Source organism: Brevundimonas mediterranea (genome assembly GCF_011064825.1).
Lineage (GTDB): Bacteria > Pseudomonadota > Alphaproteobacteria > Caulobacterales > Caulobacteraceae > Brevundimonas > Brevundimonas mediterranea_A.
Genome location: NZ_CP048751.1, coordinates 1,973,228 through 1,995,503 on the forward strand (window position 1 = coordinate 1,973,228; position 22,276 = coordinate 1,995,503).

Sequence of the window (22,276 nt, forward strand, 5' to 3'; positions counted from 1 at the left end):
CCAAAACGGGCGACCCGAAGGCCGCCCGTTCCGTCGTTCTACGATGTCCGCAACCGATCAGGCGGCGGCCTTCTCCGGGGCGAACTTGCCGTAGAAGGTCTCGTTCTTGGCCGCCATGTCGCGCAGCAGCTGCGGGACCTTGAACCGGTCGCCGTAGGTCGCGGCCAGACGGTCGGCGGTTTCCACGAACTGGGCCAGGCCGATGCCGTCGATCATGCTGATCGGGCCGCCGGTCCAGGGCGCGAAGCCCCAGCCCAGGATAGCGCCCAGATCGGCTTCACGCGGGTCGTCGATGACGCCCTCTTCCCAGCAGCGGGCGACCTCGACCGCCTGGCGATACAGCAGGCGGGTCTTCAGCTCGTCGATCTGGGCGAAGGCGGTCGCCTCCTCGGGCTTGTCGATGCCCTTGGTGGTCGGCGCCAGTTCGCCCAGTCCCTTCCAGATTGTCTTGGGCTTCTGATCATAATCATAGAAGCCCTTGCCGTTCTTGCGGCCGTACCGTCCGCCCTCGACCATCTTGGCGACGATGTCGGCGCCTTCCGACGGGACATATTTGTCGCCCAGGTCCAGCGCCGTCTGTTTGGCGATCTTGTAGGACAGGTCCAGGGCCACGTCGTCGTGCATTTCCAGCGGGCCGCGCGGCATGCCGGTCATCCGACCGACATTGTCGATCAGGGCCGGGCCGTAACCCTCTTCCAGCATCGCCATGCCTTCCATCAGGAAGGTGGAGAAGCAGCGCGAGGTGTAGAAGCCGCGGCTGTCGTTGACGACGATCGGGGTCTTCTTGATCTTCAGCACATAGTCCAGTGCCTTGGCGATGGCGGCCTGACCCGTCTTCTCGCCCAGGATGATCTCGACCAGCATCATCTTGTCTACGGGCGAGAAGAAGTGGATGCCGATGAAGTCCTCGGGACGGACCGAGGCCTCGGCCAGGCCGGTGATCGGCAGGGTCGAGGTGTTGGAGCCGAACACGGCGCCCTCGGCCAGTTGGGCCTCGGCGCGCTTGGTCACATCGGCCTTGATCTCGCGGCTTTCGAACACGGCCTCGACCACCAGGTCCGAACCCTTGATGTGGTCATAGTCGGTCGTCGCCGTGACCAGGGCCAGGGTGGCGTCATATTTGTCTTGGGTCATCTGACCGCGCGACAGACGCTTCTTCAGCAGCTCCTCGACATGGGCCTTGCCCTTGTCGGCGGCTTCCTGGGTCTGGTCGATCAGGACGGTCTCGATCCCGGCCATGACCTGCACATAGGCGATGCCCGCGCCCATCATGCCGGCGCCGAGGACCGAGACCTTCTTCGGATCGGACTTGGGCACGTCGGCCGGACGCACGGCGCCCTTGTCCAGTTCCTGCTTGGACAGGAACAGGCTGCGGATCATGGCCTGGGCCTGAGGCGTCATCAGGGTCTTGATGAAATAGCGGGTCTCGATCCGCAGAGCCGCATCCATCGGAACCTGGGTCCCCTCGTAGACGGCCTTCATCAGGTTCACCACGGCCGGATAGTTGCCGTAGGACTGTTTGCGCAGCATGGCGTTGCCGACCATGAAGTTCTGGATGCCGGCCGGGTGATAGGGGCCGCCGCCGGGCAGTTTGAACGACTTGTCGTCCCACGGCTGGATGGCCTTGCCGCCGTTCTTGATCCAGGTCTTGGCGGCCTCGACCGACTGGCCCTTCTCGACCACCTCATGGACGATGCCGGCGCCCTTGGCGTCATTGGGGCGGAAGGACTTGCCTTCGCTCATGGCCATCATGGCGTTCTGAACGCCGACCAGGCGGGTCAGGCGCTGGGTGCCGCCGCCGCCGGGGAAGAGGCCGACCTTGATCTCGGGCAGGCCCAGCTGGATCTTGTTGTCGTTCTCGACCACGCGATAATGGCAGGCCAGGGTGAACTCCAGCCCGCCGCCCAGGGCCAGGCCGTTGATCGCCGCCGCCACCGGCTTGCCGCAGGTCTCCAGCGCGCGGAAGGCGCCGTTCAGCTTCCAGCCGGCGTCGAACGCCTTCTGCAGGTCGCCGCCGCCCGACAGCACGCCGCCGGCCATGTCGCCCAGGTCCGCGCCGGCGCAGAAGCCCGAGGCCTTGCCCGAGGTGATGACGGCGCCCTTGATGGCCTCGTCGGTCTTGATGCGTTCGACCAGCTCGGGGATTTCCTTCATCACCGAGGAGGTCAGGGTGTTCATCGAACGGCCCGGCACGTCGAAGGCGATGACGGCGATGCCGTCGGCGTCGATGTCGATCTTGAAGTTTTCCATAGTCATTCGCTCCGGATCAGACGCGTTCGATGACGGTGGCGGTGCCCATGCCGCCGCCGATGCACAGGGTGATCAGGGCCGTCGACTTGTTCGAGCGTTCCAGCTCGTCCAGGGCGATGCCGGTGATCATGGCGCCGGTGGCGCCCAGGGGGTGGCCCATCGAGATGCCGCCGCCGTTCACATTCATCTTGGCGTGGTCGATGTTCAGGGCCTGCATATAGCGCAGGACGACGGCGGCGAAGGCCTCGTTCAGCTCCCACACGTCGATGTCGTCGGGCGTCATGCCCAGCTTGCCCAGCAGTTTGCGGGTCACATATTCCGGGCCGGTCAGCATGATCGACGGCTCGGAACCGATTGAGGCGCCGCCCAGGATCTTGGCGCGCGGCTTCAGGCCCAGGGCCTGGCCGGCTTCCAGCGAACCGATCAGCACGCCGGCCGAACCGTCGACGATGCCGGACGAGTTGCCGGGGGTGTGGACGTGGTTGACGCGCTCGACCTCGGGGTAGCGTTGGTTGATCACGCTGTCGAAGGCCATCTCGCCCATCATGGCGAACGACGGGTTCAGGCCGCCCAGGGTCTGCATATCCGTGTTCGGACGAATGGTCTCGTCACGGTCCAGGATGGTCAGGCCCAGCTGATCCTTGACCGCCAGAACCGAGTTCTTGAACCGGCCCTCGGCCCAGGCCTGGGCGGCGCGCTTGTGGCTCTCCACCGAATAGGCGTCCACGTCGTCGCGGCTGAAGCCGTATTTGGTGGCGATCATGTCGGCCGACACGCCTTGCGGCACGAAATAGGTGGGGAAGGCCGACGACGGATCGGTCGGCCAGGCGCCCATGTCCGAACCCATGGGCACGCGGCTCATGGCCTCGACGCCGCCGCCGACGGCGAAGTCGGCCTCGCCGGACTTCACCTTGGCCGTGGCCATGTTCACGGCTTCCAGGCCCGAGGCGCAGAAACGGTTGACCTGAACCCCAGCGGTATATTGCGACCAGCCGGCCGAGAGCACCGCCGTGCGGGCGATGTCGGCGCCCAGTTCGCCCACAGGGGTGACGCAACCCAGGATGACGTCGTCGACCTTAGAGGTGTCCAGGTCGTTGCGGTCGCGCAGGGCCTCCAGAACCTGGGTGGCCAGGCTGAGGCCGGTGATCTCGTGCAGCGAGCCGTCCTTCTTGCCCTTGCCGCGCGGGGTGCGGACGGCGTCGTAGATATAGGCGTCAGCCATGGGCGTGTGTCTCCATTTTGATCCCGGCGCTCAAGGTCCGCCGAATGGGCGAACGTCTCGCGACCTTGGGGGAAGGACGGGTCTAAGCTCGGACGTCAAAAACCCTACGTTTACGTCAACGTCAAGTAATAAGCCGCGTGAACGGCCGCGGCGACAGGGCCGCACAAATCCAGATGGTGACCGGTCGGAGGTCGCGCCAGCCATAAAAGCGCGCAAGGCGCCGGCCACGGCCGTTACGGTCGGGCCGGCTCCGGCTGTGTCAGCGCGGCGGAATGCGGGTGGCGCCGCCCGTGATGCGGCAGGCGTATTCGGTCTCGGGTCGGCCGCTTTGCAGGCCGGTCGGGGTCAGAATGCCCTGACGCTCGGTGCAGCTCGCTTCAAGTCGCTTGAGGTCTTCCTGATAGGTGTTCGTCTGGCCCGTCGAGGCGCAGGCTGTCATCAGCGGTGCAGTCATCAGGATGGCGAAGAAGAGGGTGCGCATGGTGTCTCCTGTTTTCCGAAACGCGTCGGCGTTTCGGTCCTGCCCCCCGGCGCCGCCAGACTACTGCGCGACCGCCAGCCTGACCAGCTTGCCGTCGGCTTCATCGGTGATGGCCCAGACCGCGCCGTCCGGCCCCACAGCCACGTCGCGGACGCGTTCGCCCAGGTCGGTGAGCAGCCGCTCCTCGCCGACGACGCGGTTATTTTCGATCACCAGCCGGGCGATGTGTTTCTCCTTCAGGCCGGCCACCAGCAGATCGCCGTTCCAGCCGGGGAACATGGCGCCCTGATAGAAGGTCGCCCCGCCCGGCGCGATGACCGGATCCCAGTAATAGACCGGCTGCTCCGTGCCCTGCGCCTGCGTATTGCCGCCCGTGATCTGTCCGCCCGCGTATTCCACGCCATAGGCCGCGTCAGGCCAGCCATAGTTCAGGCCCGGCTTGTCCAGGTTGACCTCGTCGCCGCCGCGCGTGCCGTGCTCAATGGTCCAGACTGCGCCCGTGCCGGGCTGGACGGCGATCCCCTGGACGTTGCGATGGCCCAGGCTCCAGATCTCGGGCAGGGCGCCCTCACGGCCGACGAAGGGATTGTCCTGGGGCACGGAGCCGTCGGCGTTGATCCGGATGGTCTTGCCCATGTGCGAGCCCAGGTCCTGGGCCTGCGCCCGCATCGGCCTGTCGGAGCGTTCGCCCAGGGTGATGAAGAGCTTGCCGTCCGATGCGAACGCCAGGGACGAGCCGAAATGCTTGTCGCCGTCATAGACGGGCAGGGCGCGGAAGATGACCTGGACGTCCTCCACCCGCGCCCCGTCGTTGGACAGGCGACCCCGGGCGACTGAGGTGGCGTTGCCGCCATCCCGAGGCTCCGCATAGCTCCAGTAGATCAGCCGGTCCTGGCCGAATCCGGGGCTTGTGATAACGTCCAGCAGGCCGCCCTGGCCGCGTGCATCGACGCGGGGCAGGCCCTGGACCGGTTCGCCGACCTGGCCCTGGGCGGTGATGATGCGCAGCCGACCGGGCTTTTCCGTCACCAGCCAGCGCCCGTCAGGCATCAGGGCCAGGCCCCACGGATGCGTCAGGCCCGAGGCGACGACGCTGTGGCTCAGGGCGACGTCGGTCTTCACCCCCGGCGCCCGGGTCTGACCGGGGAAGGCGGGCTGCTGGTCGGGGTTGTTGGCCGGCCGGGTCTCCGGCGCGCCCGCCTGGCTTGAGGCCGGAGCGCTCTCGCCGTTGGCGCCGCAGGAGGCGGCGAGGACGAGCAGGGATGTCGAGGCGGCGAGGACGATCAGGCGCATGGCGGGGGAAGCTCCGGCGAGGTCTTGAGGGGATCTGGGACGGACTGGGGGCTGACATCGGCAACGACCCCTTCAGCGTTACCGTTCCCGCCGAGGCCTGTCCTGCGCCGCATCGCCGCACGATCTGCGTCGAGACGACTTGAACCGCGCGCCCGACGGCGATATAGGCACGCCTCTTTCGCGCTGGCCCGAGGTCGCGCGGACGCCCGGAGACGGGATGCGACTGGGTAGCTCAGATGGTTAGAGCGGTGGATTCATAACCCACAGGTCGGCGGTTCGATCCCGCCTCCAGTCACCACCTTCTCATAAGCTCCGATGCCCAAGGGAAATGGTCCGCCCTTAGAGAGCGGACCGATAGGTTCTGTTGGAATTTTATGACCAAATGCCGCCGCAGTACTCGCCGTAATATAGCGCGCTGGCGGTGCGATAGCATTGCTTCCAAGCCGTCGTACCGTAGGTATAGCCGCCCAAGTATGTGCAGTAGTCTTCGGGCGGCATGATGCAGACAGGATCTGATGGATCGGCAGACGCCACAGTCACGGAAGCAAGCGACGCAGTAGCGGCCATCGCGAGGGCAGCGCTGAACCGGGCGAAGCTCGAACGGAACAATTTCATTTCATTCCTCCTGGGGACTATTCCCTAAGAGAGGGAACCATGTTTATAGCCGGCAAGCAACTGTGGGTTTTCTTTTGTTACCTGAAGTTGCGTCTGTGGCAAACGACCTCGCAGAAGCTCTTTTGGCAACCGGCCCGGTCCTGCCGCGTTCAGCGGCCGACAACCTTGACCGGAGAGACCTCATGACCATCCGAACGAAAGCCCTGCTGACAGCCGCCGCCGTCCTGTCCCTGGGCGCCGCCGCCTGCACCGAGGCCGAGCAGGAAAAGACCGAAGCCAACGCCGAGGCGGCTGCGGATCGCACCGGCGAAGTCGCCGCCCAGGCGGGCGAAGTCATCGAGTCCGGCGCCATGAAGGCCGCTCAGGCGGTCGAGACCGGCGCGGGCAATGTCGCCGACGAGTTGGAGGAAAACCAGGCCGAGGCCGCCGCCGAGGGCAAGCCCGGCGCCGTCAACCCGAACACCGATCAGCGCGTGCCGGCCGACAACTGACGCCTCAGGCGCCCGGCGTCGCCCCGACCGGGGGCGCGCCCTCCGCCAGCAGGGCGTCGATCAGGGCGTGGGCCTCGGGGCTGTTCCAGTCGGCTTCGCCCGAGAAGGTGGCGCGGATACGGCCTTCGCGATCCAGGAAGATGGTCTGGGGCATCTTGCCCTTGCCCGGAAACTCGAACGGCAGCTGGAATTTGATGTCGCTGTACAGCGGCAGGGGCTCGTGAACGTCGATGAAGCTCTTGGCGTCGGCCAGGGCGTCGGGCGAGGCGTCGACATTGATCGGCAGGACGATCAGATCCTCGTTGCGCTGATAGGACCGGGCCAGCTGGGCCAGGGTCGGCATTTCGGTGCGGCATGGCGCGCACCACATGGCCCACAGATTGACCACCACCACCTTGCCCTCGAAGGTCGAGAACCGCACGGCCGTGCCGTTGCGGTCGCGGAACATGTATTCCGGCGCGGTCTTCAGCTCGGACGGCGTCTCCAGCGACGCCAGCGGCCCGACGGCGAACCGGGCCAGATCGCTTTTCGCGACGGGCGTCGTCTGGGGTTGCGCCTTCTGCCGATGATTGGCGTATAGCGACATCGCCAAGCCGCCGGCGCCGGCGAGCGTGCTGAACAGCACGAGCGCGCCGACGACCGCCCAGATCGCCTTTCTCGAGCCACTCATGACAGACGCCGCCTCCGATACCGCCCAAGCCAGTGCTTCTAAGGCCCCGGCCAAGCCCGCAGGTCAAGACATGTGGGGCGGCCGCTTTTCGTCGCGCCCCGCCGAGATCATGCAGGCGATCAACGTCTCCATCGGCGTGGACCAGCGTCTGTGGCGTCAGGATCTGGCCGGATCGCGCGCCCATTGCCGCATGCTGGCCAAGCAGGGCGTCATCCAGCCGGCCGACGCCGAAGCCATTCTGGGCGGGCTGGACGCCATCGAGTCTGAGATCGTCGGCGGGACCTTCCCCTTCCGTGACCAATTCGAGGACATCCACATGAATGTGGAGGCCCGGCTGTCGGAACTGATCGGCGAACCCTCGGGCCGGCTGCACACCGCCCGCAGCCGCAACGACCAGGTGGCCGTCGATTTCCGCCTGTGGGTCCGCGACGCCGCCGACCGCACCATCGGCCAGCTGAAGGCGCTTCAGGCCGCCCTGCTGGACCGGGCCGAACAGCACGCCGACGATCTGATGCCGGGCTTCACCCATCTGCAGACCGCCCAGCCCGTGACCCTGGGTCACCATCTGATGGCCTATGTCGAGATGTTCGGCCGCGACGCCGGCCGGTTCGCCGACGCCCGCACGCGGATGAACGAGAGCCCGCTGGGCGCCGCCGCCCTGGCCGGCTCGCCCTTCCCGATCGACCGCCACATGACGGCGGCCGAACTGGGCTTCGACCGGCCGATGGCCAATTCGCTGGACGCGGTGTCCGACCGCGATTTCGCGCTGGAAAGCCTGGCCGCGGCCTCGATCACGGCGGGACACCTGTCGCGCCTGGCCGAGGAGATCGTGGTCTGGATGACGCCGATGTTCGGTTTCGCCAGCCTGCCGGACGACCTGACGACCGGGTCGTCGATCATGCCGCAGAAGCGCAATCCAGACGCCGCCGAACTGGTCCGGGCCAAGACCGGCCGGATCCTGGGCTCGCTGGTCGCCCTGTCCACCGTGATGAAGGGTCTGCCGCTCGCCTATTCCAAGGACATGCAGGAAGACAAGCCGCCGGTGTTCGAGGCGTTCGACGCCCTGGACCTGGCCCTGGTCGCCATGACGGCCATGGTCTCGGCCCTGCGGCCCAATACCGAACGGATGGCGGCGGCCGCCGGCGCCGGCTTCTCGACCGCGACTGACCTGGCCGACTGGCTGGTGCGCGAACTGAACCTGCCGTTCCGCAAGGCGCACCATGTGACGGGCGCGGCGGTGAAACAGGCCGAGGCGATGGGCGTGGACCTGTCGCAACTGCCGCTGACGGAAATGCAGAAACTGGAGCCCGGGATCACGGAAGCGGTTTACAAGGTGCTGACCGCCGAGGCTTCGTGCCAAAGCCGTCAGAGCTATGGCGGCACCGCGCCGGAACAGGTCCGCGCGCGCATCGCCGACTGGAGAGCCCGCCTATGAAAAAGACCCTGATCCTCGCGGGCCTGCTCGCCCTGTCGGCCGCCGGCTGCGGCCGCATGGCCGACCTGGAATCGCCGGCGCGCGAGACCGAGCGCGCGCCGCGCAGCAGCCGCGCCCCCGGCCTGCCCGAACCGGCGACCCTGAACCGCCCGTCCAGCAGCGTGCCGATCGACGGCGGTCCCTCCAATCCGATCGGCGCCGGCGCCGCCCAGAACGATCCCCGCTAGGCCGCCTTGCATCATTTCGACCTGAAGGACGGCGCCCTGTACGCCGAGGGCGTCCCGCTCGAGATCATCGCCGACGAGGTGGGGACGCCCGTCTATGTCTATTCCACCGCGACGCTGAAGCGGCACTACGGCCTGTTGCGCGCCGCCGCCGACGCCCATCGCGAGGCCCTGGGCGAGGCCCTGATCGCCTTTGCGGTCAAGGCCAACTCCAACCTGTCGGTGCTGGCGACTCTGGCCAAGTTGGGCTCGGGCGCCGACACGGTGTCCGAGGGCGAGATTCGTCGCGCCCTGGCGGCGGGAATTCCGGCTGACCGGATCATCTTCTCCGGCGTCGGCAAGACGGATGTGGAGATGGTCTTCGCCATCGGCGTCGGCGTGCGCCAGATCAATATCGAATCCGGCGCCGAGCTGGATCGGCTGATCGCGGTCGCCGCCCTGATGCAGGCGTCGCCCGCCGTGGCCGTGCGGGTCAATCCGAATGTGGGGGCGGGCGGCCACGCCAAGATCACCACGGGCGGCAAGGGCGATAAGTTCGGCGTGCCGGTCGAGGAGGCGATGGCCCTGTACGCCCGCGCCTCGGCCTCGCCCTATGTCACGCCCGTCGGCCTGGCCTGTCACATCGGCAGCCAGATCAACGACCTGGCCCCGCTGGAGGCCGCCTTCACGGTGCTGGCCCAGATGACCCGCGACCTGCGGGCCCAGGGGCATGCGGTGACGCGGCTGGACCTGGGCGGCGGCCTGGGCGTGCCCTATTCGGGCGGGGTCGAACCCCCGTCGCCGGCGGATTATGTCGCCATGGCCGCGCGGGTCCTGTCCGGGCTGGACGTCGAGGCGGCGTTCGAGCCGGGGCGTCTGCTGGCCGCCAACGCCGGGGTGCTGCTCAGCCAGGTGATCCAGGTCAACGAACGCTCGGACGGGCGGCGCTTCCTGGTGCTGGACGCGGCGATGAACGACCTGATGCGCCCGGCCCTGTACGACGCCTTCCACGACATCAAGCCGGTCAATCCCCGTCCCGGCGCCGCCCTGTCTCATGACGTGGTGGGGCCGGTCTGCGAGACGGGCGACACCTTTGCGCGCGACCGCAGCCTGCCGCCGCTGGAGGCCGAGGATCTGGTGGTCTTCACCGGGGCCGGCGCCTATGGGGCCGTCATGGCCAGCGAATACAACAGCCGCCCCCTGGTCCCTGAGGTTCTGGTCGACGGCGACCAGTGGGCCGTCATTCGGCCGCGCCCCACCTATGAAGACATGCTGGACCGGGAACCCTTCGCCGACTGGCTGTAAGGTGGAATTGGTCTCGACCGTTATAAAGTAACGGAGTATAGCCCCACCCATGTCGCCCGTCTCCGAACCGTCCGTGTTGCTGTCCCTGCTCGGGGGCGGCTTCGTCGCGGCCTTCCTGCACGCCGCCCTGCCGACCCATTGGCTGCCCTTCACCCTGGTGGGTCGGGCGCAGGGCTGGCGGGCGTCGCGCGTGCTGCTGGCCGTAACGGCGGCGGGCCTGGCCCATATCGCCTCGACGGCGGTGGTCGGCGGCCTGATCGTGGCGGCGGGCCTGGCGCTGGATCAGTGGGTCGAGGGGCTCCTGCCTCATCTGGCGGCGGTGCTGCTGTTCCTGTTCGGCGCCTTCTATCTGGCGCGCGCCACGGTGTTGCGGCCCGCAACGGCGGGCGGCCCGACGATGGAGGCCGCGCCGCCGGCCGTGTCCGACAAGGCCGCCTTCCTGGGTCTGGTCGCCATGATGGCGGTGTCGCCGGGCGAGGTGCTGCTGCCCATCTATCTGTCTTCGGCCTCCCAGGGCCTGGCGGCCCTGGCTCTGCTGACCCTGGTCTTCGCCGTCGGCACCATCGCCGGCATGGCGGTGTTCACGGGCCTGGCCAGCGCGGGCGCGTCGATCCTGCGGATGGAGCGGTGGGCGCGCTATGAGGGGGCGGTGCTGGGCGTGGCCCTGATCGCCCTGGGGCTGGTGATCGTTCTCCAACCGCATTGATGGGTATTACATGATAACGTTCAATGCGTTATCAAGTACCAGCTTGGCCGTTGGCGCAAAGAGCGTATAGGCGAAGCCATGAACGTCTCGCTCGAACACGACCATTCCGATCATGGGCACGATCATGATGATCACGGCCATGACTCTTCGCATGGCCATCACCACCATCATCATGGGCATGGGCACGCCCATGGACCGGTGGACACCGGCGACTGGCGCTACGCCGTCGGCCTGGTGGTCAATCTGGCCTTCGTGTTCTGCGAGTTCGGCGCGGGCCTGATCGCGGATTCGACCGCCTTGCTGGCCGACGCCGGGCATAATTTGTCGGATGTCCTGGGCCTGGCCATGGCGGGCGGCGCGGCCTGGCTGGCGCGGCGCGGGGCGCACGGGGCGGCGGGCGGGCGGCGCACCTACGGCTTCGGCAAGGCCACGGTGCTGGCGGCCCTGGGCAACGCCCTGCTGCTGATCTTCGCCTGCGGGGCCATCGCCTTCGAGGCCGTGCGGCGTTTTGCAGAACCCGCGCCGGTCGGCTCGGGCGTGATCATGACGGTGGCGGCCATCGGCTTCTTCATCAATCTGGGCACCGCCCTGCTGTTCATGAAGTCCCAGCACGACCTGAACGCGCGGGGCGCCTATCTGCACATGATGGCCGACGCCGGCGTGTCGCTGGGGGTGGTGGCGGCGGGCGGGCTGATCATGCTGACCGGCTGGTCCCTGGTCGATCCGATCGTCAGCCTGGTCATCGTCGCCGTGATCCTGTGGTCGACCTGGGGCTTGCTGAAGGACTCGGTCAATCTGGCCATGGACGGGGCGCCCGCCGACGTGGACGTGGCCAAGCTGGAAAAGGCGCTGATGGGGCTGCCGGGCGTGCGCGCGGTCCACGACCTGCACGTCTGGGGCCTGTCCACGACCGAGACCGCCCTGACGGCCCATCTGGTCCACGACCGCGAGGACGGCGTCGCCCTGCTGATGGAGGCTCAGGCGCTGGCGAAACGCCATTCCATCCGCCACACGACGCTTCAGCTGGAAAGCGAGGCCCTGCCGGACTGTCCGGGGTGTTGAGTTCCACCCACCCCCACAACCGTCATCCTAGGCCTTGTGCCTAGGATCCATAGACTCAGGACCCGCCGCATAGCGAAGAGCGGCAAAGTCTGCGCCTCATAGTCCGACACCGGGAGTATGGATCCTAGGCACAAGGCCTAGGATGACGTGCGGTGGCGGAGCACCGCGTCGGCGCCGTGTCCGCCCCTACGCCTGGGCGAACGCCAGCGGCGCGCCCCAGAATTGCGACACCATTTCCGACTGCGGACCGGCCTGGCCCGTCGTCAGGAAGTCGCGGCGGCCGCTGTCGCCCAGTTCGAATTCGGGATGCCGCGCGAAATACCGCTCCAGCGCATCGGCCACGGCGGTCGGCTGATTGATCAGCACCGTGCCCGCCGGCAGGGCCGAGGCGAACAGTTCGGCGATGATCTCATAGTGGGTGCAGCCCAGGATGGCCTTGTCCGGGTGGCGGCCGATGCGGCGGCGCAGGGCGTCGACGTGGTCGTCCACCACCACCTTCAGCTCCTCGCGCGGGGCGCCCAGCTCGATCAGGCCCGCCAGGCCGGGGCAGGGTTCGGAGAAGACGGCGATGTCCTCGCGCCGCTTGTCGATCTCGATCTCGAAGACGCGGCTGATGGCGGTGGCGGCGGTGCAGAAGACGCCGGTGACAGCGATCGCCTCGACCTTATCCCCTTCTGCGGCGCGCTCCGCCTCGAAGCTCCAGGGCTTGCCGGTCGCGGCCTCGATGGTCGGCACGATGATGCCCAGCACATTGACCGGCCGGCCCAGCCGTTCGCGCAGGCCGGGGATCCAGGTCTGTTGCAGGCGGCGCAGGGCGATGGCGCTGGCGGTGTTGCAGGCCAGAACCACGACCGAGGCGCCGGCCTCGAACAGCCGCTCGCACCCCGCCCGGGTCAGTTCGACGATGTCCTCGCCGCCGCGCCCGCCATAGGGCGCGTGGGCCTGGTCGGCCAGATAGACGAAGTCCCGCTGGGGAAAGCGTCGGGTCAGTTCACGGTGGACGGTCAGGCCGCCCACGCCGGAGTCGAAAACGCCAATAGCCATATCCGGGCTTTAGAACAGTGCGACGATCGATCCAACAAGATTACGGGCCTTTAACGGGCGGGACAGGTGACGATCCGGTCCGGTGCGCCTAAGTGTGACCCCGACATGATTTTTCCACGGAGCATTCCATGCACAGACGCCAGCTTCTCATCGCGGGCGGCAGCCTGATGGCCCTCTCGGCCTGCGCCTCCACCGGATCCGGCGCTACGCCCGCCACCGGCGCGCCGACCGCCATGGACCTGGCTGAAGAAGGCCGCATCGCCCGCGCCGTCCTGCCGGCCGCGACGCCCAAGGCCGAACTGCTGCAGCCGTGGACCGGTTCGTATGACGGCCTGCCGCCGTTCGACAAGGTGACCCCGGCCAAGCTGCGCGAGGCCATGCTGGAAGGCATCGAGCTGCAACGCGCCGACATCGCCGCCATCGCGAACAACCCGGAGGCCCCGACCTTCGCCAACACCATGGCGGCGCTGGAGCTGGCCGGCGAGCCGCTGGACCGGGCGTCCAACCTCTATGGCGTCATGACCTCCAATATCGGCGGCGAGGCCTATGACGCGGTCGACACCGAACTGTCGCCCATCCTGTCGGCGGCCTCGGACGAGATCACCTTCAACGCGGCCCTGTTCCAGCGCGTCAAGACCGTCGCCGACAACGCCGACGCCATGGGCCTGAGCGCCCAGCAGAAGCGTCTGGCCGAGCGTCGCCGCGACGCCTTCATCCGTTCGGGCGCCAATCTGGACGCGGCGGGCAAGGCCGAGCTGGGCCGGATCAACACCGCCCTGTCCAACGCCTTCACCCGCTTCGGCCAGAAGGTCGTCGCCGACGAAAACGCCTGGACCCTGATCCCGAACGAAGCCGGTCTGGCGGGCCTGCCCGCCTCGAACAAGGCCGCCGCCGCATCGGCCGCACGCAGCCGCAATCTGCAGGGTTGGGCCATTCTGAACACCCGTTCGGCCGTCGATCCCTTCCTGACCTTCGCCGACGACCGGGCCCTGCGCGAGCAGGTCTGGAAGAAGTTCGTCAACCGCGGCGACAACGGCGACGCCAACGACACCAATGCGACCATCGCCGAGATCGTGAAGCTGCGCGATCAGCGGGCCAAGCTGCTGGGCTATCGCAACCATGCCGAACTGCGCATGCAGGACACCATGGCCAAGACCCCGGCCAATGCGCAGAGCCTGATGGACCGCGTCTGGGCGCCGGCCAAGGCGCGCGTCGCCGAAGAGGTCGCCGACATGAAGGCGATCGCCGGCTTCGACATCGAGCCCTGGGACTACCTCTATTTCGCCGAGAAGGTCCGCAAGGCCAAGTACGACCTGGATCAGAACCAGCTGAAGCCCTATTTCGAACTGAACGCGGTCCGCGCCGGTTCCTTCGCCATGGCCGAGCGTCTGTACGGCTTCAAGTTCACCAAACTGCCCAAGGGTTCGGTCCCGACCTTCGAGCCGGACGTCGAGGTCTATGAACTGCACGACAAGGCCACCGGCAAGCTGATCGGCCTGTACTACACCGACGACTACGCCCGTCCGGGCAAGCGTTCGGGCGCCTGGATGACCACCTACCGGTCCTTCTCGACGCTGGACGGATCGAAGGTGATCCTGGGCTCGAACAACAACAACTTCACCAAGCCCGAGCCGGGCGAACCGGTGCTGATCTCGCTGGACGACGCCGAGACCCTGTTCCACGAGTTCGGCCACACCCTGCATTACTTCTCGTCGAACGTGACCTATCCGTCGTTCGGCAATACGCCGCGCGACTTCGTCGAATATCCGTCGCAGGTCCACGAGCACTGGGTGCTGAGCCGGCCGATCCTGGACGGCTATCTGAAACATTATCAGACGGGCGAGGCCATGCCCCAGGCCCTGGTCGACAAGATCCAGGCCTCGTCCACCTTCAACCAGGGCTATGCGACCGTCAGCTATCTGTCGTCGGCCATCGTCGACATGGACCTGCACACCCAGGCCACGCCGCCGACCGACATCGACGCCTTCGAGAAGGCCAGCCTGACGCGGATCGGCATGCCCAAGGAGATCGTGATGCGGCACCGCCTGCCGCAGTTCAATCACCTGTTCACGTCCGACGCCTATTCGGCCGGCTACTACAGCTACCTGTGGTCCGAGACGATGGACGCCGACACCTGGGCCTATTTCGAGGAGTCGGGCGACGTGTTCAATCCGGACATCGCCGGCCGCTTCAAGTCGATCATGCTGGCGCCGGGCAACACCACCGACCGGGCCGAGGCCTACCGCGCCTTCCGCGGTCGCGACCCGGACGTGGCGGCCCTGCTGAAGGTCCGCGGCTTCCCGGTGTCCTGATCGGGCAGGCTTGGGGCGAAAGCCTATAACGGGGACGCCGTCGGACGATCGGTCCGGCGGCGTCCTGCGTTTCAGGCCTCGAAGGAGCGGCTGCCCCGGGCGTATTCGGTCCGGGCGTGCGCGGGCAGGTTCGACAGGGCTTCGTCGCGCACGCCTGCGCGGCAGGCGAGGCGTTCGAGGGGCGTGCGGTTTGCGCACAGTTGGTCGGCCACCTGACGAATGCGGGTGTCCAGCCGCGCCGCGCCGTCGCGGGTGGCCAGGTCCAGATCCCCATAGGAGATGCGAAGGTCGGATGCGGAGGCGGCGCTTGCGGCCAGGACGGCGGCGGCCGTTAGAGAGACAATCCTGAACATGATCCTGTTTCCTTTTTTCCCGCCCCTCTATCGGCTGGGGCAGGGAAGGGTGGCGCAGAACCGCATCCAAACGGCGAAGCTTCCGCGGCGGAAACACGGCTGATTCATAATTCGGCGTCATGACATTTCGGACAGGCGAACGTCCCCCGCTGGGGCCGTCGATGCGAGGAGCCTCGCGCGTTGAGCGCATTTCGTCACGCGCCGTCCTGCACTAAGGCGTTAGCAACGCATCCGTTTCGGGAGATTCCATGTCCGTCGTCGCCTCCTATGTGTATCGAGAGGGACAGCGCGTACGGGCGGCGCCGCTGACGGAAAAGGGCCTGACGATGAAACCCGGCGAATTCGTCTGGATCGGCCTGCACGAGCCGACCGACGCCGAGTTCGATGTCCTGGTGAAGCGGTTCCACCTTCACCCCCTGGCGGTGGAAGACGCCCTGTCGGCCCACCAGATGCCCAAGGTCGAGGTCTATGGCCACGAACTGTTCGTCGTCGCCCGCACCGCCGAAAAGGTGGACGATACGATCAGCTATGGCGAGACCCACGTCTTCGTCGGCACGGACCACGTCATCAGCATTCGTCACGGCTCGGCCCGGTCGCACACGGCCCTGCGCGCCCAGCTGGAGGCCTCCCCCGAACAGCTTCGCGCCGGTCCCGACTTCGTCCTGCACGGGGTGCTGGACTTCATCGCCGACGCCTATGTGCCGATCGTCGACGGGGCGGAGGACAGCGTGCTGGAGCTGGAGCAGCGCGCGCTGGACACCTTCCTGTCGCGGCGCGAGATCCGCCGCCTGTTCACCCTGCGCCGCGAACTGCTGAAGTTCCGGCGCATCCTGGGGCCGATGGAGGAGGTGGCGGGTCGGCTGCAGTCGCTGGACCTGCCCTGTATCGACCCGGACATCCGACCCTATTTCCGCGACATCGCCGACCATGTGCGTCGGGTGAACAGCCGGTTGAACGGGCTGACGGACATCCTGGCCTCGGTGTTCGAGGTCGCCAATCTGCTGGAACAGCAGCGGCAGGGGGTGATCACCCGCAAGCTGGCCTCATGGGCGGCGCTGCTGGCCGTGCCGACGGCCATCGCCGGCATCTACGGCATGAACTTCGAGTTCATGCCCGAACTTCACTGGCGTTACGGCTATGCGGTCGTGATGGGTCTGATCGTCGCGGTCTGCGTCGGCCTCTACATCACCTTCAAACGCACGAAGTGGCTTTAGACCGATGAGCCGGCGAAGGGCGGGGGTGCCCTTCGCCGGCCGCAGCATCAGCTGTTGGCGAACAGGCCGACGACTTGGGCGACCTGACGGGCGCCGCGCGGCGCGCGCGCGTATTCCACCTGACGCTGGCGCGGCAGCTGGCGCATGGCTTCGGCGCGAACGGCGACCTCGCAAGGCCGGCGGTTGACGATCCGGCTGCCCGGAACGGTGAAGTTGCGGCACAGGCTTGCGGCGGCCTGATCGACGCGGCTGTCGAAGACGGCGGCGCCGGCGGCCGTGGACAGGTCCAGATCGCGGAAGGCGATCCGGGCTTCGTTGCTTTGGGCCAGGGCGGGGGACACGGACAGGACGGCGACGGCGAAGAGAACGGGGGAGAGAACCTTCATCGCTTTGCTCCTAAGAGAAAGATAATCGCTCGAAACGGCGACGAAGGCGCAATACGCGTGTTGTGTAACAGCTCAATGAGGGTTCAGCCGCCAATCCAAGACGGGCGGATTAAATCGTCGTCATGGTTGCGGCTGTAATCAGCCGCTGTTGCGCAGCCCTGCCGCCACGCCGTTGATCGCCAGCAGAATCCCCTCGCGAACACGGGGGTCTTCATCCCCGGCGCGGCGGCGGCGGATCAGTTCGATCTGCACATGGTTCAGCGGCTCGACATAGGGCATCCGCAGCCGGATCAGCCGATCCAGCTCGGGTTGGCCGCCCAGCAGCCTGTCATGGCCGGTGATGGCCAGGACGGCGTCGTGGGTTCTCTGCCACTCGTCGCGGATCTCGCCATAGATGCGCGCCGCCAGCGCCGGATCGGGCACCAGGGTGGCGTAACGGCGGGCGACCGTCATGTCCGACTTGGCCATGACCATTTCCATGTTCTGGACCAGGGTGCGGAAGAAGGGCCAGACCTCGGCCATGGCCTTCAGTTCGGCCATGTCCTGGCCCTGGACGGCCGAGCCGAAACCGAACCAGCCGGGCAGCATGACCCGGCTCTGCGACCAGCTGAACACCCAGGGAATGGCGCGCAGATCCTCGATCCGGGTCGAGGCGGTGCGCGAAGACGGGCGCGAGCCGATCTTCAGGTCGGCGATCTCGGCGATGGGGGTGGCGGCGCGGTAATAGTCGACGAAGCCGTCGGTCTCGTAGACCAGCTTGCGATAGGCGGCCATCGACCGGGCGGACAGGTCCGACAGGGTGGCGCCGTGGTCGGCGGTGAAGACGTGATCCTTGCCCTGATCCAGCGAGGCGAGGACGGCGCCGCAGGTCAGGGCGTCGAGGTTGCGCAGGGCGATCTCGGGCTCGCCGTACTTGTTGGCGATGACCTCGCCCTGTTCGGTGGTGCGGATGCGGCCCTGGACCGTGCCTTCCGGCTGGGCCAGCACCCCGGCGAAGGACGAACCCCCGCCGCGCCCGACCGTGCCGCCGCGCCCGTGGAACAGCTGCAGCTTCAGGCCGGCGGCCTTGGTCACCTCGACCAGGGCGCGCGAGGCCTCGTGCAGCTCCCAGCCGGACGTCAGATACGAGCCGTCCTTGTTGGAGTCCGAATAGCCGATCATCACTTCCTGAACGCCGCGCGCCTTGGCGACGGCCAGGGCGGACGGCTCCTTCAGCAGGCGCTCCAGCGTCGGACGCGAGGCGCGCAGGTCCTCAATGGTCTCGAACAGGGGGGCGGCCTGGATCGGGCAGGCGGCGGGATCCTCGGGGCGATAGAGGCCGACCTCCTTGAGCAGCAGATAGACCTCCAGCAGGTCCGAGGCCGCGTCGGTCTTGGAGACGATATGGGTGCGGATCGCCTGGGGGCCGAAGGCGGCCAGGGCCTCGGCGGCGGCCTGAAGAATGCCGCGCTCCTTCAGGGTTTCGGCCGCATACTCGGCATAGGGGCTGAACAACAGGCGCGGCGAGGCCAGTTCTGCGGCGAGCACCGAAAGCCGCCCCTCTTCGTCCAGGCCGGAATAGTCGGCGCAGACCCCGGCTGTCTTCAGCAGGTCGGCGACGACCCGTTCGTGGACGTCCGAGTTCTGGCGCAGGTCCAGGGTCGCCATGTGAAAGCCGAAGATCTCGACGGCGGTGACCAGGTCGCTGAGCCGGTCGTCGGCGAAGACCTCGCCATTATACGCCACCAGGCTGTCGCGCATGATCTTCAGATCGGCCTCGAAGGCGTCGGGGCCGGGGTAGGGCTCGGCGGCGACAACGGCGCGGCGGGGCGGCGGGGTTCCCCCCCGCGCCTCATAGGTGGCGGCCAGGCGGCCGTAGACGCCGGTCAGGGCGCGTCGATAGGGTTCGTCGGCGCGATGGGGGGACGGGTCGTGGGCGGCGTCCGCCAGGACGGCCAGTTCCGGCGAGACCTGGGCCAGTTCGGCCGCCAGACTGAGCTCGGCGCCCAGGGCGTGAACCTCTTCCAGGTAATAGCCCAGGACGGCGCGCGACTGGGTGCGGAAGGCGGCGGCCAGCACGGCGCCGTCGACGTTCGGATTGCCGTCCCGATCGCCGCCGACCCAGGTGCCGACCCGCATGAAGGGCTGAAGGTCCGGGGCGTCCAGCAGACGCCGCCAGGCCGACAACTGCTTCGGCGCGACGCGCAGGAAGATGCGGTCCAGGAAGGAGACGACGGTGTCGATCTCGTCCTGCACCACCAGTCCCTGGGTGCGGACCAGACGCGTGGCCCACAGGATGACGATCTGGCGGCGCAGGGGTTGGTTGATCTGGGCGGCTGAACAGGCGTCGCCGGCCTTGTCGCAGGCGTCCAGCATGTCGCTGACGGCGGCGATCCGGTCGATGACGCTCTTGCGCCGCACCTCGGACGGGTGGGCGGTCAGGACCGGCGAGACCAGGGCCTCGTCCAGCAGGGCGCGCACGGCCGCCTTGTCCACCTTCTGTTCGGCCAGCCGTTGCAGGGCGCCTTCGGGCGTATCGGGACGGGCGCCGGCCACGACCTGGCCCTGGGCGCGACGACGGGTGGCGCGATCCTCGGCGATATTGGCCAGCAGGGAGAACAGGGCGAAGCCGTGGGCCAGGCCGGCGGCCTGATCCACCGTCATGGCGGTCAACAGCTTCTCCAGCCGCTTGGCCGGATGCGAGGCCGGGTCGCGGTGATAGGCGACCGAGGCCTGGCGCACCGCCTCGACATGATCGAACAGATCCTGGCCGCCTTCCTGACGAATGACCTCGCCCAGAATGCCGCCCAGCAGTCGGACTTCTTCACGCAGGGCGTCGTCGGCGGCGGGGGTCATCATCGGCATGTCCTAGTCGGCAGCGGGGAGACCGGCATGTGAAAGAGCCGAAACGCCCCCGTCAACGCACGTTCCATGACAGGTCGCGATAGGAAAGGTCATGGTGAACCCGCCGTTAGGGTTTCTTAACCGGCGCGATGCAAGACTGGGCGTGAAGGATTCCGCCCCGTGTCCATGTTCGCCAAACGCCAGTCCGCCCTTGCCGCCGCCGCCGGTTCTCCGCCCGCGGCGCGTGGAAAGCCGAGCCTGAAACCTGTCGTCGCCGCGCTGAAGAAGCCGCCGGTGATCGCGGGGCTTTCCGGCCTCTTCCTGCTGTCCGCGACGGCCCTGTTTCTGACCGTCCTCGGCGACCCGCGCGCCGGCACGCCTTCAGCCCGGATCGCCCTGCATCGTGAAGAGGCCGCGCCCGCCCCGGCCCCGACCGGGTTCGAGGCCTTCTCCATGGGGGCCATGGGCCTGTATCAGGACCTGACCGGAACCGGGGACCCCAGCGGCGCCGCAGGCGGCGAGGCGGTGATCACCCTGCCGGACGGCGCCACCGTCGCGGGCGGGGCCAGCTATAGCGCCCCCGTCCAGGCGGCGTCTCCGCTGGCCAAGGCCCCGATCGCCGGCCTGTCGCAACCCGGTGCCAGCGGCCCCCTGCCGATGATCGCGCCCGACGGCCGCGTTCCGGCCCAGGCCTACGCCCGACCCTTCCGCTCGAACGGCAAGCCACGCGTGGCCCTGATCGTCGGCGGCCTGGGGCTGAACGCCGTCACCACCCGCGCGGCCATCGAACGCCTGCCGCCCGAGGTGACGCTCAGCTTCGTGCCCTATGCCGACAATCTCCAGTCCTGGATCGACCAGGCCCGCGCCCAGGGCCACGAGGTCATGCTGGAAATGCCGATGGAGCCCACCGGCTATCCCGACAACGACCCCGGCCCCTACACCCTGCTGGCCAGCGGAACCCCGGACGACGTCCAGGCCAAGATGGACTGGCTGCTGGGCCGCGCTGTCGGCTATTTCGGCGTCACCAACTATCTGGGCGACCGGTTCGCCACCTCGGACACGGGAATGAGCGCCTTCCTGTCGACCCTGCGCCAGCGCGGGATCGCCTTCCTGGACGACGGTTCGTTCCAGCGCCGTCCCGGCGCCTGGGCCCGCGCCAGCGCCGACAAGGTCATCGACCAGACCCAGTCCCCCGCCGCCATCATCGCCGCCCTGAACAGTCTGGAAGCCCAGGCCAAGCTGCGCGGCTCGGCCCTGGGGACCGGCTTCTCCTATCCGGTGACGGTCGAGGCCGCCGCTCGCTGGACCGCCGGTCTGGAACAGCGCGGTCTGCAGCTGGCGCCCGCCTCGGCCATGACCCTGCGGCCCGGCCGGTAATGACCGACCTCAGTCTGTACCGCCCCAATGTCGGGGTCGTGCTGTTCAACGCCGACGGCCAGGTCTGGTACGGCCGCCGCCATGCGACGCCCGGTCCGCATAACTGGCAGTTCCCGCAAGGGGGCGTGGACGAGGGCGAGGATCTGCTGGCCGCAGCCCTGCGCGAACTGCGCGAGGAGACGGGGGTGACCTCGGTCGAATTTCTGGCGCGGACCGACGACTGGATCCTTTACGACTTCCCGCCCGAGGCGATGAACAACGCCAAGGCCTGGCGCGGCTTCGTCGGCCAGCGCCAACAATGGTTCGCCTTCCGCTTCACCGGTCAGGACGGCGAAATCGACCTGCAAGCCGACGACGAGATCGAGTTCGACGCCTGGCGCTGGGGCGCCCTGTCCGAGGCCTGCGACCTGATCGTGCCGTTCAAACGCCCGGCCTATGAACAGGTGGTCGCCGCCTTCGCGCATCTGGCCGCCCAAAAGCCCGCATAGAAAAAGGGCGGCGCGAACGCCGCCCTTCCATAGTGTTCGGTCCGAAGGCGGATCAGGCCGCCTTGTCTTCCATCTTGGTCTGGGCCTTGCCCTCGATCAGGGGCTGGCCGGCGCCGATCTCGATGCGGCGGGGCTTGAGCGCTTCCGGCAGTTCGCGCTTCAGCGAAATCGACAACAGGCCGTTGACCAGATTGGCCTCGCTCACGACCACATAGTCGGCCAGCTGGAAGCGGCGCTCGAAATCGCGCTCGGCCAGGCCGCGGTGCAGATAGGTCTTCTGCGCCTCGGCGTCGTCGTTGGCGGTCTTGCGGCCGGTCACGGTCAGCAGGTTTTCCTTCACCTCGATATTCAGCTCGTCGGGAGAGAATCCGGCGACGGCGATCTCGATGCGATAGGCGTTCTCGCCCGTGGTCTCGATATTATAGGGCGGATAGCCGCCGTCCTGGCTGGTCCGCGCGGCGGTTTCCAGCAGATTGGCCAGACGGTCGAAACCGACGGCCGAACGGTACAGCGGGGTGAAATCATAGGTACGCATCAGCATCCTCC

At 67.6% G+C, this 22,276-nt stretch carries 20 protein-coding genes and 1 tRNA gene; 11 read left to right on the plus strand and 10 right to left on the minus strand.

Features of this window, described 5'->3' with window-relative positions; all coding sequences use genetic code 11:
• Positions 1–57: 57 nt before the first annotated feature.
• From GYM46_RS09660 to GYM46_RS09675, 4 genes are all read right to left on the minus strand, one after another.
• Positions 58–2,250, minus strand: a complete 2,193-nt coding sequence (locus GYM46_RS09660; RefSeq protein WP_008260478.1) for a 3-hydroxyacyl-CoA dehydrogenase NAD-binding domain-containing protein — start codon at positions 2,248–2,250, stop codon at positions 58–60.
• Positions 2,251–2,266: 16 nt separating this feature from the next.
• Complete coding sequence (locus GYM46_RS09665; RefSeq protein ID WP_008260643.1) at positions 2,267–3,472, minus strand: acetyl-CoA C-acetyltransferase; 1,206 nt, start codon at positions 3,470–3,472, stop codon at positions 2,267–2,269.
• A gap of 259 nt (positions 3,473–3,731) precedes the next feature.
• Positions 3,732–3,953, minus strand: a complete 222-nt coding sequence (locus GYM46_RS09670) for a hypothetical protein (RefSeq protein ID WP_008261254.1) — start codon at positions 3,951–3,953, stop codon at positions 3,732–3,734.
• 60 nt (positions 3,954–4,013) lie between these two features.
• On the minus strand, positions 4,014–5,246 hold the full coding sequence (locus GYM46_RS09675) for a PQQ-dependent sugar dehydrogenase (protein ID WP_008262532.1): 1,233 nt from the start codon (positions 5,244–5,246) through the stop codon (positions 4,014–4,016).
• Positions 5,247–5,467: 221 nt separating this feature from the next.
• On the opposite strand from GYM46_RS09675, the gene GYM46_RS09680 reads away from it, so the two are divergent.
• Positions 5,468–5,544, plus strand: a tRNA-Met gene (locus tag GYM46_RS09680).
• Positions 5,545–6,043: 499 nt separating this feature from the next.
• Entirely contained in the window at positions 6,044–6,352 is a 309-nt protein-coding gene (locus tag GYM46_RS09685; protein WP_008262229.1) for a hypothetical protein, read from the plus strand.
• A gap of 4 nt (positions 6,353–6,356) precedes the next feature.
• On the opposite strand, the gene GYM46_RS09690 is transcribed toward GYM46_RS09685, so the two are convergent.
• Positions 6,357–7,022, minus strand: a complete 666-nt coding sequence (locus GYM46_RS09690) for a TlpA family protein disulfide reductase (protein ID WP_008259002.1) — start codon at positions 7,020–7,022, stop codon at positions 6,357–6,359.
• Here GYM46_RS09690 and argH point away from each other — a divergent pair.
• From argH to GYM46_RS09715, 5 genes are all read left to right on the plus strand, one after another.
• Entirely contained in the window at positions 7,021–8,457 is a 1,437-nt protein-coding gene (gene argH, locus GYM46_RS09695; protein WP_164952696.1) for an argininosuccinate lyase, read from the plus strand. The two genes, GYM46_RS09690 and argH, sit on opposite strands and share 2 nt — an antisense overlap.
• Entirely contained in the window at positions 8,454–8,684 is a 231-nt protein-coding gene (locus GYM46_RS09700; RefSeq protein WP_008262007.1) for a hypothetical protein, read from the plus strand. Before argH ends, GYM46_RS09700 begins: the two co-directional genes overlap by 4 nt.
• A gap of 6 nt (positions 8,685–8,690) precedes the next feature.
• The gene (gene lysA / locus GYM46_RS09705; RefSeq protein ID WP_008262408.1) at positions 8,691–9,965 is read left to right on the plus strand and encodes a diaminopimelate decarboxylase; all 1,275 of its coding nucleotides are present in this window, start codon (positions 8,691–8,693) and stop codon (positions 9,963–9,965) included.
• Positions 9,966–10,014: 49 nt separating this feature from the next.
• On the plus strand, positions 10,015–10,671 hold the full coding sequence (locus tag GYM46_RS09710) for a hypothetical protein (protein WP_008262528.1): 657 nt from the start codon (positions 10,015–10,017) through the stop codon (positions 10,669–10,671).
• Positions 10,672–10,749: 78 nt separating this feature from the next.
• Entirely contained in the window at positions 10,750–11,733 is a 984-nt protein-coding gene (locus tag GYM46_RS09715; protein WP_008262164.1) for a cation diffusion facilitator family transporter, read from the plus strand.
• 186 nt (positions 11,734–11,919) lie between these two features.
• Here the strand turns inward: GYM46_RS09715 and GYM46_RS09720 are convergent, their stop codons facing one another.
• A complete protein-coding gene (locus GYM46_RS09720; RefSeq protein WP_008262261.1) occupies positions 11,920–12,777 on the minus strand; it encodes a glutamate racemase in 858 nt (285 codons plus the stop codon).
• Between the two features lie 128 nt (positions 12,778–12,905).
• Here GYM46_RS09720 and GYM46_RS09725 point away from each other — a divergent pair, with 128 nt between their 5' ends.
• On the plus strand, positions 12,906–15,089 hold the full coding sequence (locus tag GYM46_RS09725) for a M3 family metallopeptidase (protein WP_008262930.1): 2,184 nt from the start codon (positions 12,906–12,908) through the stop codon (positions 15,087–15,089).
• 71 nt (positions 15,090–15,160) lie between these two features.
• On the opposite strand, the gene GYM46_RS09730 is transcribed toward GYM46_RS09725, so the two are convergent.
• Positions 15,161–15,442: a UrcA family protein gene (locus tag GYM46_RS09730; protein WP_008259287.1), complete on the minus strand. Its 282-nt coding sequence runs from the start codon at positions 15,440–15,442 to the stop codon at positions 15,161–15,163.
• Positions 15,443–15,690: 248 nt separating this feature from the next.
• On the opposite strand from GYM46_RS09730, the gene GYM46_RS09735 reads away from it, so the two are divergent.
• Positions 15,691–16,656, plus strand: coding sequence for a magnesium and cobalt transport protein CorA (locus GYM46_RS09735; protein ID WP_008260239.1), 966 nt, complete (start codon positions 15,691–15,693; stop codon positions 16,654–16,656).
• Positions 16,657–16,703: 47 nt separating this feature from the next.
• On the opposite strand, the gene GYM46_RS09740 is transcribed toward GYM46_RS09735, so the two are convergent.
• Both GYM46_RS09740 and ppc read right to left on the minus strand, forming a co-directional pair.
• Positions 16,704–17,042 (minus strand): UrcA family protein, encoded by a 339-nt coding sequence (locus GYM46_RS09740; RefSeq protein WP_008260089.1) that lies wholly within the window; start codon positions 17,040–17,042, stop codon positions 16,704–16,706.
• Positions 17,043–17,180: 138 nt separating this feature from the next.
• Complete coding sequence (ppc, locus tag GYM46_RS09745; RefSeq protein ID WP_156796477.1) at positions 17,181–19,880, minus strand: phosphoenolpyruvate carboxylase; 2,700 nt, start codon at positions 19,878–19,880, stop codon at positions 17,181–17,183.
• A gap of 171 nt (positions 19,881–20,051) precedes the next feature.
• Here ppc and GYM46_RS09750 point away from each other — a divergent pair, with 171 nt between their 5' ends.
• Both GYM46_RS09750 and GYM46_RS09755 read left to right on the plus strand, forming a co-directional pair.
• Positions 20,052–21,242, plus strand: coding sequence for a divergent polysaccharide deacetylase family protein (locus GYM46_RS09750; protein ID WP_008264027.1), 1,191 nt, complete (start codon positions 20,052–20,054; stop codon positions 21,240–21,242).
• A complete protein-coding gene (locus GYM46_RS09755; protein ID WP_008259137.1) occupies positions 21,242–21,730 on the plus strand; it encodes an RNA pyrophosphohydrolase in 489 nt (162 codons plus the stop codon). The genes GYM46_RS09750 and GYM46_RS09755 overlap by 1 nt, the downstream gene beginning before the upstream one ends.
• Before the next feature lie 52 nt (positions 21,731–21,782).
• On the opposite strand, the gene GYM46_RS09760 is transcribed toward GYM46_RS09755, so the two are convergent.
• On the minus strand, positions 21,783–22,265 hold the full coding sequence (locus GYM46_RS09760) for an Hsp20 family protein (RefSeq protein WP_040350206.1): 483 nt from the start codon (positions 22,263–22,265) through the stop codon (positions 21,783–21,785).
• Positions 22,266–22,276 lie beyond the last annotated feature (11 nt).